This window comes from Permianibacter fluminis, assembly GCF_013179735.1.
GTDB classification, from domain to species: domain Bacteria; phylum Pseudomonadota; class Gammaproteobacteria; order Enterobacterales; family Permianibacteraceae; genus Permianibacter; species Permianibacter fluminis.
Window position 1 is genome coordinate 3,180,387 of sequence record NZ_JABMEG010000001.1, and the last position, 14,073, is coordinate 3,194,459.

At 58.5% G+C, this 14,073-nt stretch carries 12 protein-coding genes; 4 read left to right on the forward strand and 8 right to left on the reverse strand.

What is annotated here, in order from left to right:
* Positions 1-36: 36 nt before the first annotated feature.
* The 4 genes from lon (at position 37) to HPT27_RS13865 (ending at position 6,176) form a co-directional block, all read left to right on the forward strand.
* The gene (gene lon, locus HPT27_RS13850; RefSeq protein ID WP_172244489.1) at positions 37-2,445 is read left to right on the forward strand and encodes an endopeptidase La; all 2,409 of its coding nucleotides are present in this window, start codon (positions 37-39) and stop codon (positions 2,443-2,445) included.
* 101 nt (positions 2,446-2,546) lie between these two features.
* The gene (locus HPT27_RS13855) at positions 2,547-3,683 is read left to right on the forward strand and encodes a porin (RefSeq protein WP_172244491.1); all 1,137 of its coding nucleotides are present in this window, start codon (positions 2,547-2,549) and stop codon (positions 3,681-3,683) included.
* An 11-nt stretch (positions 3,684-3,694) separates the two neighbouring features.
* Entirely contained in the window at positions 3,695-4,105 is a 411-nt protein-coding gene (locus HPT27_RS13860) for a type 2 periplasmic-binding domain-containing protein (RefSeq protein ID WP_172244493.1), read from the forward strand.
* 382 nt (positions 4,106-4,487) lie between these two features.
* A complete protein-coding gene (locus HPT27_RS13865; protein WP_172244495.1) occupies positions 4,488-6,176 on the forward strand; it encodes a sodium-dependent transporter in 1,689 nt (562 codons plus the stop codon).
* Between the two features lie 198 nt (positions 6,177-6,374).
* Here the strand turns inward: HPT27_RS13865 and HPT27_RS13870 are convergent, their stop codons facing one another.
* The 8 genes from HPT27_RS13870 to HPT27_RS13905 all read right to left on the reverse strand — a co-directional run bounded on the left by HPT27_RS13870 (position 6,375) and on the right by HPT27_RS13905 (position 14,028).
* Positions 6,375-6,773, reverse strand: coding sequence for a DUF3703 domain-containing protein (locus HPT27_RS13870; RefSeq protein WP_172244497.1), 399 nt, complete (start codon positions 6,771-6,773; stop codon positions 6,375-6,377).
* Positions 6,773-7,807: a ferrochelatase gene (gene hemH, locus HPT27_RS13875; RefSeq protein ID WP_172244499.1), complete on the reverse strand. Its 1,035-nt coding sequence runs from the start codon at positions 7,805-7,807 to the stop codon at positions 6,773-6,775. Before hemH ends, HPT27_RS13870 begins: the two co-directional genes overlap by 1 nt.
* Positions 7,804-8,463, reverse strand: a complete 660-nt coding sequence (adk, locus tag HPT27_RS13880) for an adenylate kinase (protein ID WP_172244501.1) — start codon at positions 8,461-8,463, stop codon at positions 7,804-7,806. The genes hemH and adk overlap by 4 nt, the downstream gene beginning before the upstream one ends.
* A 222-nt stretch (positions 8,464-8,685) precedes the next feature.
* Positions 8,686-10,134: an HDOD domain-containing protein gene (locus HPT27_RS13885; protein ID WP_172244503.1), complete on the reverse strand. Its 1,449-nt coding sequence runs from the start codon at positions 10,132-10,134 to the stop codon at positions 8,686-8,688.
* 240 nt (positions 10,135-10,374) lie between these two features.
* The gene (gene htpG / locus HPT27_RS13890) at positions 10,375-12,270 is read right to left on the reverse strand and encodes a molecular chaperone HtpG (RefSeq protein ID WP_172244505.1); all 1,896 of its coding nucleotides are present in this window, start codon (positions 12,268-12,270) and stop codon (positions 10,375-10,377) included.
* 248 nt (positions 12,271-12,518) lie between these two features.
* On the reverse strand, positions 12,519-12,971 hold the full coding sequence (locus HPT27_RS13895; protein ID WP_172244507.1) for an SseB family protein: 453 nt from the start codon (positions 12,969-12,971) through the stop codon (positions 12,519-12,521).
* A gap of 21 nt (positions 12,972-12,992) precedes the next feature.
* Positions 12,993-13,592, reverse strand: coding sequence for a recombination mediator RecR (gene recR, locus HPT27_RS13900; protein ID WP_172244509.1), 600 nt, complete (start codon positions 13,590-13,592; stop codon positions 12,993-12,995).
* A 112-nt stretch (positions 13,593-13,704) separates the two neighbouring features.
* On the reverse strand, positions 13,705-14,028 hold the full coding sequence (locus tag HPT27_RS13905; protein WP_172244511.1) for a YbaB/EbfC family nucleoid-associated protein: 324 nt from the start codon (positions 14,026-14,028) through the stop codon (positions 13,705-13,707).
* Positions 14,029-14,073 lie beyond the last annotated feature (45 nt).

Below are 14,073 nucleotides of genomic sequence, written 5' to 3' on the forward strand. Positions count from 1 at the left end.
CCGCCAGGATGCAGGCCGGTGGTGCAGGAGACCGGCATGGCCCCCGAGCCAACAGGCATCAATCCGCTGAATAACGATAAAGCCCACAGCCCCGTCGAAACCTATTTGCCGACCGAACTCTGCCTGCTGCCGCTGGCCGAGCGGCCGTTCTTTCCGCCACAAACGCTGCCGGTGTTGATGAATGAAGAACACTGGCGGGAAACGCTCGATTACATCGGCCATACCGAGCATCGTCTCGCCGGTCTTGTGCTGACCAAGGCTGCCCATCCTGATCACGCAACCAGCGCGGATTTTTATGAAATCGGCACCGTGGTGCGCGTACACCATCCGGTGGTGTCGTCCGGCAAGGTGCAATTCATTGCCGAAGGCCTGCAACGCTTTCGCATTCGCGAATTCATCAGTCACAAGCCGCCGTTTCTGGCCAAGATCGATTACCCGCTGGAACCGCGTTACCGCAATGTCGAACAATTGAAAGCCTATGCCGTTGCGATCATCAACACCCTGCGCGACATGGCACCGCTCAATCCGCTGTACAGCGACGAGCTCAAATTTTTCCTGAACCGGTTCAACCCGAACGAGCCGTCACCGTTGGCCGATTTTGCCGCCAGCCTGACCACCGCCAGCCGCGAAGAGCTGCAACAGGTGCTGGAGACCGTGCACCTGCGTGATCGCATGGAAGTGGTCATTGAACTCATCAAGACCGAGATGCAGGTCGCTCGTCTGCAAGCCAAGATCCGCGAGGAAGTCGAAGAGCGACTGAGCGAACACCAGCGCAAGTTTTTCCTGCGCGAGCAAATGAAAGCCATCCAGCGCGAACTCGGTATCGCCAAAGATGACCGCACCGCCGACACCGAAAAATTTCGCGAGCGGCTGGAACCCTTGACCGTGCCGGCCGCGCCCCGGCAGCGCATCGACGAAGAGCTGGACAAACTCGCCGTGCTGGAACCCGGCTCGCCGGAATACGCGGTAACGCGCAATTGGCTGGATGTCGCAACAGCGGTGCCCTGGGGCAAATACAGCAAGGACAATCTGGATCTGAAGCGTGCCCAAGCGGTGCTGGAAAAAGATCACGCCGGCCTCGAAGACGTCAAACAGCGAATCATCGAGTTTCTTGCGGTCGGCGCGCTGAAAGGTGAAATTGCCGGCTCCATTGTGCTGCTCGTTGGTCCGCCCGGTGTCGGCAAAACCTCGATTGGCCGCTCCATCGCGCACGCGCTGGAGCGCAAGTTCTATCGGTTCTCAGTCGGCGGTATTCGCGATGAAGCCGAAATCAAAGGCCATCGCCGCACCTATATCGGCGCCCTGCCCGGCAAATTAATCCAGGCGTTGCGCGAATGCGAAACCATGAACCCGGTGGTGATGCTGGATGAGATCGACAAGATCGGCAGCAGTTATCAGGGCGATCCGGCATCGGCATTGCTGGAGGTGCTGGACCCGGAGCAAAACAGCGCCTTTCTTGACCACTATCTCGACGTCCGGGTTGATCTGTCGAAAGTGCTGTTTGTCTGCACCGCCAACCAGCTCGACACCATTCCGCGGCCACTGCTGGATCGGATGGAGGTGATTCGCCTGTCCGGCTATATCACTGAGGAAAAAATGGCCATCGCCCGCGATTATCTGTGGCCACGAACACTGGAACGAGTCGGCCTGTCACGGCGTGATGTCAGCCTGCCGGCACCGGCGCTGCGCAAAATCATCGAAGACTATGCCCGCGAAGCCGGCGTCCGCAATCTGGAAAAGCAACTCGGCCGCATGGTGCGCAAAATTGTCGTCGAGAAGGTCAACCAAAAGTCACCGGGCAAAACCAGCAAAGTCGAACTGACACCGGAACGGATCGAGCAATACCTCGGCCATCCGGTATTCACGATTGAAAAACCCGCGCAAGGTATCGGCATCGTTACTGGACTGGCCTGGACCGCACTGGGCGGCTCGACCTTGAACATTGAAACCGCCGTCGTGCATCACAAACAGCGCGGCTTGAAATTGACCGGCACGCTCGGCGATGTCATGAAAGAGTCGGCCGAGATCGCCTACAGCTATGTCGGTGCCCATCTTGCCGACTTCGGCGCCAAAGCCGAGGCGCTCGACAACAGCTTCATCCACATCCACGTGCCGGAAGGTGCAACCCCCAAAGACGGACCGAGCGCCGGTATCACGCTGGCCACCGCCCTGCTCTCGCTGGCACGCCAGCAACCCCTGAAACGCGAACTGGCCATGACTGGCGAACTGACGCTGACCGGCGATGTACTGGCCGTTGGCGGCATCCGGGAAAAAGTGGTGGCCGCGCGCCGGGTTGGCATCCGCGAACTGATCCTGCCGGAAGCTTGTCGCGGCGACTATCAGGAACTGCCGGCCTACATCCGGAAAGGCCTTTCGGTGCATTTTGTCCGCACCTATGCCGAGGTTGCGGCGCTGTGTTTTTCAAGCCGAAAACACAGTAAATAACCTGCCCCGGTTTGACAGTTTGGCATTGTCCAGCTTTGCTTCAGGCACCGGTTTTTCACTGACATTGAGAAACCGACCATCAAAAGCAAACGGGAGGACACATGCCTGCTCCGCATAAAAGAACGATTTCTGCAGCTGGCTTATTGCTGGCTCTGGCTGCCAACGCGGCTATGGCGAGCGAACTTACCATGAACGGATTTCTGTCGGCCGTTGGTGGCAAAGCACTGGAGACAGAAGACAACCCCAATGCCTTTCCCTGCAACTGCGCCGTGGTCGATTATCCGTTCGTCGGGACCTATGATGAAGACTGGACATTCGATGCAGAAACCACTTTCGGTCTGCAAACCAACTTCAAGGTAAACGACAAGTTGTCGGTTACAGGTCAAATGGTCGCGCACGGTTCCCAAGATTATAAAACCGATATCGAATGGGCCTACATCAGTTACAACCTCAACGACAGCTGGACTGCCCAGATTGGTAAAAAGCGATTGCCGCTTTTTTACTACTCGGATTTTTTTGACGTCGGTTATGCCGTGCCATGGATGCGAGCGCCCGGCGATCTGTATGGCTGGCAGATTGTTGGCTATGAAGGCATCAATGCGCTCTACAACAGCAGCTGGGGTGATTGGGGGGTGATCGGCAACGTCTGGTATGGTCGCGATCAGGACAACAATAACGCCCTGCTATCCGATGTTTACTACGGCGTGCGTGTTGATGAAACCTGGAAGGACATGCTGGGTGGTTACCTGGATCTCTCCCGCGACTGGCTGACCTTGCGGGTGGTCTACATGACCAACAAGGTTGATCGTCTCATTTATGACGAATCACCGCCCCGCGTTCGTCTGGAAGATGAGAAGCAGAAATTCTGGGGCATAGCCGCCAACATCGATTATGGCGATTTGGTGGTGCGCTCGGAATACAACACCTTTGAACGTCCCGGTGAAGAGAACAAATACAAGGCTGCGCTTTTCGGTATCGGCTATCGCTTTGGTGACTTCCTGCCCATGATCACGTCGTCCAGCTTTGAGGAAACCGCGACCTGGCCCGATATCGAGAAGCACAATACCCGGTCGTTCAGCCTGCGCTGGGATTTTGCCAGCTCGGCGGCCTTCAAGATTCAATACGATATTTTCGAGGATGAATCGCGGTATTTCTATTACCCCGATGAAAACGATCCGGTATCAGACTTTATCGGTGACTCGAAATTACTCACTCTTGGCGTCGATGTAGTATTTTGAAGGAGATCAGCATGATGCTACGCATTCTCCCCCTGTTGCTCGGCCTGATGGCGGGCGCGGTCCATGCCGAAGTCGCCGTGATCGTGCACCCCGGCAACGCGGCTGCGCTGAGCAGCGATGACATTCAAAAGCTGTTTCTCGGCAAAATAAAAAGTTTTCCGGCTGGCGGCGAAGCCACCCCGGTCAACCTGAAAGAAGGCTCTGCAGTGCGTGAGCAATTCAATCAGGGCCTGCTGGGCAAATCGGAAAGTCAGGTGAAGGCCTACTGGTCGCAGCTGGTCTTTACCGGCAAAGGCACACCGCCGAAAGAGCTCGACAATGATGAGGCCGTGAAGGCTTTCGTCGCCAGCACACCGGCCGGCGTTGGCTATATCGATGCCAGCAAGGTCGATGGCACCGTCAAGGTCGTGTTGAAGCAGTAACTGTCCGTCAGTCCGCATGGCAGCAGCACCATCAGGCGCTGCTGCCGTCGCGTCCGGCACTATTCCCATGTGCCGATCCGCTCTATCGACACAAATGCCGGCCATAACGGCCGCAGTTTGCAGTCACGACAGATTCAGGTATCGTTCCCCTCGCCATGAGCCGCCCAAACGGCCTCATCCAGTTTGTGCTGGCGCTCGTAACAGCGCCTGTCGAGCTCGGTGTCGCAGCAGACTCGATATCGCGGCCTGTCCAAGCAAGAGATCGATTCAAACCGGCCTTGAGTTCCGCAGCAGCATGAGAGCCGACAATCGCTTTCGCCAGTAGCTTTCAACAAACGCCGTCGACAAAAACGAACAGCAATCGCAACAGGACAAGAACAAGATGAGCAAGCCCATTGAAGGCTGGGGTTCCCGCATTGGCCTCATTCTCGCCATGGCCGGCAACGCAGTTGGCCTCGGCAACTTTCTGCGCTTCCCAATTCAGGCGGTCGAAAACGGCGGTGGCGCTTTCATCATCCCCTATCTGACCTGCTTTCTTTTGATGGGCGTGCCGCTGTTGTTGATCGAATGGTCCACCGGCCGGTTCGCCGGTCAGTTTGGCGATCACAGCACGCCATTCCTGATGCAGCAGCTCGACCCGAAGCGGCATTTCTGGAAATACCTCGGCGTGTTTGGGATTTTTGCCAACGTCGCAGTCGCAGCGTACTACTGCTATGTCGAAAGCTGGACCATGGCTTACGTCTATCACTCGGCGGTCGGCACTTTCGGTAGCATGAGTCAGGTCGAAGTCGCGAACTTCTTCACCGCCTATACCGATATCAACCAGACCACCAGCGGCATTCCGTACGAGAACATCGTGTTCTTTGTCTTCTGCGTCTTGCTCAACACCTGGATTCTCAGCAAGGGTTTGGCGGGCGGCGTTGAAGTGACGGCCAAGATCGGCATGCCACTGCTGATTTTGTTTGGCATTTTTCTGGCAATTCAGGGCGTGAGCTTGACCGCCGGCGAAAACGGCGCCCAGTTTGACGGTACCGTTGGCCTCGATTTTCTCTGGACGCCACAATTTGATTCACTGACCAACCCCAGCGTCTGGTTGGCCGCAGCCGGTCAGATATTCTTCACGCTGTCGGTGGGCATGGGCACGGTGATCTGCTTTGCCTCATACATCAAGAAACGCCGTGATGTCGCGCTCAATGCCATGACTGCCGGCTGGTTGAATGAATTTGTCGAAGTAGTGCTTGGCGCCTCCATTTTGATCCCGATCTGCGTCGGCTATTTTGGCGTCGACAAGGTGGTCGAGTTGGTCAAGTCCGGCGGCGGCTTCGGCTTGGCATTTCAATCACTGCCCTACTTGTTCCAGCAATGGGGTGGCGTGATGGCCGTGCTCGCTGGCGTGTCGTTCTTCGGTTTACTGTTCTTTGCCGGCATCACCTCCAGTCTGGCGATGGGCACACCGTGGATTGGCTTGCTGCGCTACGAATTTGGCTGGAGCGAGAAACGCGCAGCATGGTCATTTGGTGGGTTGGTGCTGTTGCTCGGTTTGCCGACAGTGCTGTTTTACGACAAGGGTGTGTTTGGCGAATACGATTACTGGGCCGGTACGGTCTGCCTGTTCTTTTTTGCCATGGTGGAATCGATACTGTTTGCCTGGGTGTTTGGCATTGACCGGGGCTGGGCGGAGATCAATGACGGCGCGGAGATCCGGCTGCCATCGGTCTACAAGTTTGTCCTGAAATACATCACGCCAGCGCTGTTGCTGTTTGTCTTTGTTGGCAACCTGTTTATTCCGGCCGGCGCCGACTGGGGTGCCGCCATCAGCAATCTGGTTGCCGGTAACGGCTGGCAGTTTGATGCCAGTTCGCTGGTTGGCACGGTCAGCAATGCGGGCTTGAAAGCGCAGATCGCTGCGGCCCAAGTGGCCGGCGACAGTGGCACCGTTGCCACGCTGCAGGAGCGGCTGTTCTATGTGAATGGCGCCCGTCTGCTGCTGCTGGCGACTTTTCTGTTCATCACGGCGCTGGTCTACCTCGCCTATCGCAAACGCCTGCATGCCGGGAGGGTACAAGCATGAGCACCAGCGGCCTTGTCATGATGCTGACCACAATGATCTCGGTCACCGCCATCACCGTTTATTTTGTCTGGCGAGTGCTGAAAGCACCGATACAGGATGATAGCGATGAATAAAGAAAAACCCGCTGCGGCGGGTTTTTCTTTAGATGGAAGAGCGGACAGAAATCGCAATTGAATACACAACAACCCGCAGCTGAGATTATCGTTTCTGCGCCGCCCGCTCCCGCGCCCTGACGATCCCTTGCCACGAGGTTTCGTCCTTGATCAGAATCTCGCGCAGATCATCCGGAATGGGCATTTCAGCAAATGCGCTGACATCGGCGCCGCCGGTATTGCCGACGGGAACCTTGCCAATCAATGAACCGATAAAACCGCCGATGATGCGAATCACCTGACCGATGATTTCCCAGGCATCGCGACGCTGCCAGCCGGTTTTCAGAAACCAGATATGGGTGCGGGTGTGAGCGATGGCGTGGTGCTGGCCGAGAATGTGGGCGCGTTCCAGCAGGCGAAACGCTTCGCGCCATTCACCACGGCGATAGGCCGCTTGAGCGGCCAGCATTTCTTGCTCGAAGGCAGAGCGCAATTGTGGGTGCATCAACCTATCCAACCTGCCGTTGCTTGCTCTTGCACGAGCTGCGCAAGAAAACGGATATGTTCAGGGTTATCGTTCAGCGCCGGAATGTAGTGCAGTCGCTCGCCGCCGGCCTCAAGGAAGGCATGCTTGCCGCGCTCGGCGATTTCTTCCAGCGTTTCCAGACAATCGGCAGCGAATCCCGGGCAAATCACATCAACAGATTTCAGTCCGGTCTTGCCCTGCTCGTCCAACCACTGATCCAGATACGGTTGCAACCAGGGCTCGCGACCAAAGCGGGACTGATAGCAATGCTGCCACTCCCCCGCTTTCAGTTGCAGCGCCGCGACGACAGCTTGCGTCGTGCGTTCGCATTGCGCTGCGTACGGGTCGCCAAGTTTGACGAAACGTTGCGGCAGGCCGTGATAGGAAAATACCAGCGTCTGGCCGCGCCCGTGTTGCTGCCAGTGAGCGCGAATGCTGTCGGCCAGTGCGGCGATATAGCCGGGATGATCGTGATAGTCCTTGACCATGCGCAGCTCGGGCAGATGCCGACACGGTTTCAACGCACTGGCAACGCCATCAAAAACCGCGCCGGTGGTAGCGCCGGAAAACTGCGGATACATGGGCAAGACCAGCACCCGACTGACACCCGCCTGCCGCAGTTTTAGCAAGCCGGCTTTCAGTGACGGGTTGCCATAGGTCATGCCAACAGCAACCGGAATATCGCGACCGAGCAGCGCGCGCAATTCGGTTTGCAGCGCACCGGCCTGACGGCGGCTGATGGCGCGCAGCGGCGAATCGTCTTGCCAAACACTTTGGTAGAGTTTGGCGACTTTGCTCGAGCGGATATTCAGAATCACGCCGTTGAGGATGAGCCACCACAGCCAGCGCGGCGCATCAACCACGCGCGGGTCTGACAAAAACTCTTTCAGGTAGCGGCGAACGGCGCCGGTGGTTGGTTCGTCTGGCGAACCCAGGTTGACCAGTAGAAGACCAAAAGGCGCCGAGTTGGCGCCTTTTGTGGGGTCGGTGCTAGCGACGACTGAATCGGTCACTGTGCCTCCAGGGCCTCGAAGATATGATCACGGACTTCTTCCATCGGGCCGACACCTTCCACCCGGATATAGCTCGGGGAATGGTCGCCGCCGCGGTCCGACCAATTACGGTAGTAATCGATCAACGGTTTGGTCTGGGTGTGATAAACCTCGAGACGTTTGCGGACGGTGGCTTCTTTGTCATCGTCGCGCTGGATCAGCGGCTCGCCGCTGACGTCATCCTTGTCGGCCACTTTCGGCGGATTGTATTCGGTGTGATAGACCCGGCCCGACGCGGCGTGCACGCGGCGGCCGGACAAACGCTTGACGATCTCTTCGTCATCGACCACGAACTCGATTACGTGATCAACATGGATGCCGTTGCTGCGCATGGCGTCAGCTTGAACAATGGTGCGCGGGAAACCGTCGAGCAGATAACCGTTCTTGCAATCGTCCTGGGTCAGCCGATCCTTGACCAGCGCGATGATCAGATCATCGGTCACCAGTTGGCCGGCATCCATGATCGATTTGGCTTTGAGGCCGAGCTCGGTGCCCGCCTTGACTGCGGCGCGCAGCATATCGCCCGTTGAGATTTGCGGAATGCCGTACCGTTCCTTGATGTACTGCGCTTGCGTTCCTTTGCCCGCACCCGGGGCGCCCAACAGAATGATACGCATCAATTGCTCCAAGGCTCTGTTCCACAGAGCAGAAGAAAGTCCATCAGGGCGATGGGTAACGAACCCTGACAGTGATAAGTGGCGCCGGCCGCACACGGCGACCGAACCGCGCGCACTTTACCGCCCGACGCCGTTTGCGGCAAGTAAAAATCAGCTCTAACTGTTTAATCCAGCAAGACTTTTTGCCTACGTACGGGTGACGCTTCCGGGCTGATTGCCGGCTCAGTTGGCACCCTCGTCGCGACTACCGGACATCAGTCGCGCCATCCGATCCAACTCTTCCGAGTGGGCGCGAACGTCGGCGTACAGTTGCAGCGCGGTCGCCTCGTCCATGCCGAGCACCGCCAGCGCATCGGCCGGCAGGGTTTGATCGGTGATGTCGCCGATGCCATCGCGGGCCAGCAGCGCATTGGCGAGCCGAACCAGTTGCACGTAAGCGGCGGCACTGCCTTTGTAGTCGTCGTCATGGTGGTGGGCGGTGACCTCGACCACTTCCTCCGGCATTTTCCAGTGGTTCATCAGCCAGCTGCCAAGATTGGCGTGACCGAGACTGACCAGCTTTTGCGAACTGCCGACACACAAAATGCGCCGCTCGATGGCCGGCAAACCGCAACCGGGATTGGCCAGACACATCTTGTTGAGCAGGAAGTATTCGGGTTGGAACAGATGGCCGAGCAGCAGCACACCGAAGTTGTGCAGCAGGCCGCAGAGGTAAGCGGTGCCGGGTTTGATGCCCAGCGCACGCGGTAGCAGCCGGGTCAGGCCCTGCACCACGGCGGCGTTGTACACCGCATGGCGCCAGAAATTGTCGAGCCCGAGCGGACCGTCCGCTGCCAGCTTGAACACTTTGCCGGCAGCGATGCCCAGCGCCAGATTGCTGACGATGTCGAACCCCAGCACCCGGGTAATGGCGGTCTGAATGGAGTCGACATTGCCCCGGTAGCCAAAGAAGGACGACCGGGCGTAGCGGATGACCTGAGCCGCGATGCTGGGGTCCATCTCGACCAGCTCGGACAGATCCTTGGCGGTCGAATCCGGATCACTGACAAGCTGCAGAATCTGGGTCGCCACCGCCGGAATCGCCGGCAGCCGGTAAACCTGCTCCAGTTTTTTCTGCACCTCGGCATCGGACGGCAAATTCAGCCGGGCGATTTGCTGGCTCAGGTCGGCGCCATCAAGCCCGCACGGTGCCGGCGCCACCGGCACCACGGCCGAAATCGTGCCTTTGACCGCGCGGCCACAGAGAAAACCGTAGGACTGGCCGCTCACCGAAATCAGCGCGGTATGGGCGCCGGCCTCAAACCAGATGCGGTCGTGGCGCAGCAGCGCCTCTTCGATCACCGCGCGCAGTCCGTAAGGCTCAGGGACAGGCGGGTGCGAGCCGGGTTCGCAATCGGAGAAGCGGCGATCGGCTTCAGCCCGGGTCAGCGGTTGCACCGTCCGGCCCAGCAGCTTGCCGGCCTTGTCGAGGTCCAGCACGCTGTTCAAGGGAATGATGGCCATCAGCAACTGGACGCCATCGCTGAGCAGAACTGCCCGGGCGAACTGACCTGCCGGCGCCTGACAGCTAGCAGCCGCCTCTTCCAGGGTGTCGGTGCGGGGATGAATGTGTTCCTGAAAGCCAACGCCATTGGCGGTCAGAAAGCGGCGCAAGGTGGTGGCAATGGCCATAGTGGTAGAGCGAGCTCCCAACCGGCACTGATGTCTCTGGGCAAAAGCATAGCCGAGAACGCTGCCGACATCGTTGAACCGGCGCCAGAATTTGTTGTTTTGTTTGGCCCGCTGCTTACACGCGCGGGCTCAAGGCATGACACGGCTACCACAGCACAGCAATGCGCCCGCAGGAATGACAAAGCCCCGATTAACGGGGCCTTGTCATCAGGCTAATGTCGGCAACGCCGGCAGCGCCCCTCAATGGGCCAGCAAACTCAACAGCAAACGATTCAGCCGCAGACTGTAGCTGCCCGGATCTTCCAGCTGACCGCTCTCGGCCAGCCGCGCCTGATCGAACATCAGCTCCAGCAAATCGGCGAACCGCGCTTCATCGGCTTCGCGATCCAGGCGCTGCATCAAGGGGTGCGCCGGATTGATCTCGAATACCGGCTTCATGATCGGTACTTCCTGACCGCTTTGTTTCAGCAGGCGGGCGATATGCGAACCCATGTCCTGCTGCTCACCGACGACGCACGCCGGTGAATCGGTCAGCCGTGAAGTGACCCGCACCTCTTTCACCCGCTCGCCCAGCACCGCCTTGACTCGCGCCACCAGACCGGCGGCCTGCGACCCGGCTTCTTTCTGAATCGCTTTTTCGGTTTCGCTCTCCAGCCCGCCCAGATCGAGCTCACCACGTGTCACCGACACCAGCGGCTTGCCATCGAACTCGTGCAGATAACTCAGCATCCACTCGTCGATACGGTCGGTCAGCAGCAACACTTCCACCCCTTTCTTGCGGAACACTTCCAGGTGCGGACTGTTTTTGGCGGCGGCAAAACTGTCAGTCGAAATGTAGTAAATCGCTTTCTGTTCCGGCTTCATCCGGCTGACGTAATCGGCCAGCGCGATGTTCTGCACCGGAGTATCGGTGTGGGTGCTGGCAAAGCGCAGCAGCTTGGCGATCTGATCCTTGTTGGTCGCATCTTCGGCCGGACCTTCTTTCAGCACCTGACCGAATTCGTCCCAGAATTTCTGATACTTCTCCGGCTCTTTCTGGGCGATGTCTTCCAGCAGGCTCAGTACTCGCTTGACGCCCTGTTTGCGCAGCGTGTCGGTAACTGCGCTGTCCTGCAGAATTTCCCGCGAGACGTTAAGCGGCAGATCCGCCGAATCGAGCACACCCCGGACAAAGCGCAGGTAAATCGGCAGGAACTGTTCGGCGTCATCCATGATGAACACGCGCTTGACGTACAGCTTGACGCCGCGCGGCCGATCACGATTCCACAAGTCATACGGCGCCCGCGCCGGAATGTAGAACAGCGAGGTAAACTCGTGCTTGCCTTCGACTTTGGAGTGCGTCCACGCCATCGGATCTTCAAAGTCATGCGCGATGTGTTGATAGAACGCCTTGTACTCGTCGTCAGAAATCTCGGACTTGGCCCGCGTCCACAGCGCGGTGGCCTTGTTGGCGGTTTCAAACTCCGCGGTCGGTTCGCCTTCGTCGTTTTCCTGCGGCAATTGCACCGGAATGGCGATATGGTCGGAGTATTTGTGGATGAGATGGCGCAGACGCCAGGCTTCCAGAAACTCTTTCTGATCTTCCTTCAGATGCAGAATGACATCGGTGCCGCGCTCTTCCTTGTTGATGGTCTCGACGCTGAATTCGCCGTCACCCGCACTCTCCCACTGCACCGACTGGTCGGCCGGCGCGCCGGCAGCCCGACTGCGCACCGTGATGCGATCGGCGACGATAAAACCCGAATAGAAACCGACCCCAAACTGGCCAATCAGGTTGGCATCTTTCTTCTGGTCACCCGACAGTTTGCTCAGAAACTCGGCCGTGCCTGACTTGGCAATCGTGCCCAGATGCTGGACCGCTTCGTCGCGGGTCAGGCCAATGCCGTTATCGCTGATGGTCAGCGTGCCGGCCGCCTTGTCGACCACCAGCCGAACACGCAGATCATTGTCGGTGCCGAGCAACTCCGGTTGCGCCAAGGCCTTGAACCGCAGCTTGTCGGCAGCATCGGCGGCATTGGAGATCAGCTCACGCAGGAAAATTTCTTTATTGCTGTACAGCGAATGCACCATCAGCTGCAGCAGCTGTTTAACTTCGGTTTCAAAACGGCGAGTTTCGCGGGTCGCGGCAACGGACATGGTGTGGCTCCGTAAAACAAGGGGATCAGAAAATGCCGTGGCGAGAGCCGCGGCGCTGCCGGCTATTTGGGGCCGGCCTACGGTTTTTCAAGAGCCTGAGGGAAACGGCGATACTCGACGGCCGAACTCTGACGACCGAACTCTGACGACCGAACGCTGGCAATCGACAATCGGCTGGCGACCCAAGCTGGCTAGCAGCGTCGAGTAAACGGTCGCGAAGGCCGCAATGCTGCTGTACAAACGGCGGCTCAGTTGAGCGTTGGCGCGCTGCCCTTGGCCGTCGACGCCTGTTGGGCCTGCGTCTTCAGTTTCTGGACCAGATTGGCCGGCAATTCGACGCCGACTGCGGCCCCCGGATTGAGCACAATGCCGGCGCCATCCGCGATGCCGTTCAGCAACCAGCGAAAATCGATCTGCAAGCCAAACTTGAACGCTGGCGCCCGCTGCAGCCAGGCCACCGAGCGCTCCGGCGCGGTAAACATCGCTACCACCGGAATGCCGGATTGGCTGTTGAGTACCAGCACGGAAATATCCGGCGTCCAGCTGCCACCTTCCGGGATCTCTCTATCGATCAGAATGAACACCTGACTGTCGCACAGCAGCGGAAAAAAGGCAGCCGGCAACAGTCGACCATTCTGGGTATCGACCAGCGCCTGTTCGAGCGGGTTCATCGGCGTGAATGTCGGGTTGGCATCGGTCATCGCGGCACTCGCGTCTCGAAATTACTTGAACGGCCGCCGACCAGCAAACGAATGGGCGAGCGTGCCACCGTCGACAAACTCCAGCTCGCCACCCAGCGGCACGCCGTGGGCAATGCGGGAGATGGTCAGCGGCAGGTTTTCGCACAAATCGCGGATGTAGTGCGCCGTGGCATCGCCTTCGACGGTCGGGTTGGTCGCCAGAATCAGTTCGCTGACCTCGCCTTCTTTCAGGCGTTTGATCAATTGCGGCAAGCCGACTTGCTCCGGGCCGACGCCATCCAGCGGCGACAAATGACCACGCAAGACAAAATAGCGGCCACGGTAGCCACCGGTGTGCTCGATGGCATAGACATCGGACGGGGTTTCAACTACGCAAAGCAGCGCCGGATCACGGCGCGGATCGCGGCAAATGGCACAGACTTCTTCATCGCTGAAGGTACGGCAGCGCTGGCAGTCGCGCACGCCGTCCATGGCCTTGGTCAAGGCATCGGCCAGACGCCGGCCACCGGCACGGTTGCGATCGAGCAACTGATACGCCATCCGCGTTGCCGATTTGTTGCCGACACCGGGCAGCACGCGCAGCGCGTCAACCAGTTGCTTGATAAGAGGACTGCTTTCCATTTACAGCGCGGCGCTCAATGTGAAAGAGGGCTTGTAGGAGCGGCCTTGGCCGCGATTCGTTCCAAAACAATCGCGGCCAAGGCCGCTCCTACAGCAAAAGCCCGGTACGAAATCAGAACGGCATCTTGAAGCCGGGCGGCAGTGCCATACCGGCGGTCAGCGAATTCATTTTGGCGCTGGAGGTCGCTTCCACTTTGCGGACGGCGTCATTGATGGCCGCTGCCAGCAAATCTTCCAGCATTTCCTTGTCTTCCTTCATCAGGCTGTCGTCCAGCTCGACCCGCTTGACATCATGTTTGCCGTTCATGGTGACCTTGACTAGGCCCGCGCCCGATTCGCCAGTCACTTCCAGCAATGCAATCTCCTGTTGCGCTTTCTGCATGCGGGCTTGCATGTCTTGCGCCTGCTTCATTAGATTGCCCAATCCGCCTTTCATGGTGATGTCCTCTTTGCAAATTGACTCAAGATAATTTTTCAACTC

Excerpts from the sequence above, each read along its gene's own strand:
- lon (WP_172244489.1), top strand. The coding sequence starts at position 37 with ATGGCCCCCGAGCCAACAGGCATCAATCCGCTGAATAACGATAAAGCC.
- HPT27_RS13855 (WP_172244491.1), top strand. The coding sequence starts at position 2,547 with ATGCCTGCTCCGCATAAAAGAACGATTTCTGCAGCTGGCTTATTGCTG.
- HPT27_RS13860 (WP_172244493.1), top strand. The coding sequence starts at position 3,695 with ATGATGCTACGCATTCTCCCCCTGTTGCTCGGCCTGATGGCGGGCGCG.
- HPT27_RS13865 (WP_172244495.1), top strand. The coding sequence starts at position 4,488 with ATGAGCAAGCCCATTGAAGGCTGGGGTTCCCGCATTGGCCTCATTCTC.
- HPT27_RS13870 (WP_172244497.1), bottom strand. The coding sequence starts at position 6,773 with ATGCACCCACAATTGCGCTCTGCCTTCGAGCAAGAAATGCTGGCCGCT.
- adk (WP_172244501.1), bottom strand. The coding sequence starts at position 8,463 with ATGCGTATCATTCTGTTGGGCGCCCCGGGTGCGGGCAAAGGAACGCAA.
- HPT27_RS13885 (WP_172244503.1), bottom strand. The coding sequence starts at position 10,134 with ATGGCCATTGCCACCACCTTGCGCCGCTTTCTGACCGCCAATGGCGTT.
- htpG (WP_172244505.1), bottom strand. The coding sequence starts at position 12,270 with ATGTCCGTTGCCGCGACCCGCGAAACTCGCCGTTTTGAAACCGAAGTT.
- HPT27_RS13895 (WP_172244507.1), bottom strand. The coding sequence starts at position 12,971 with ATGACCGATGCCAACCCGACATTCACGCCGATGAACCCGCTCGAACAG.
- recR (WP_172244509.1), bottom strand. The coding sequence starts at position 13,592 with ATGGAAAGCAGTCCTCTTATCAAGCAACTGGTTGACGCGCTGCGCGTG.
- HPT27_RS13905 (WP_172244511.1), bottom strand. The coding sequence starts at position 14,028 with ATGAAAGGCGGATTGGGCAATCTAATGAAGCAGGCGCAAGACATGCAA.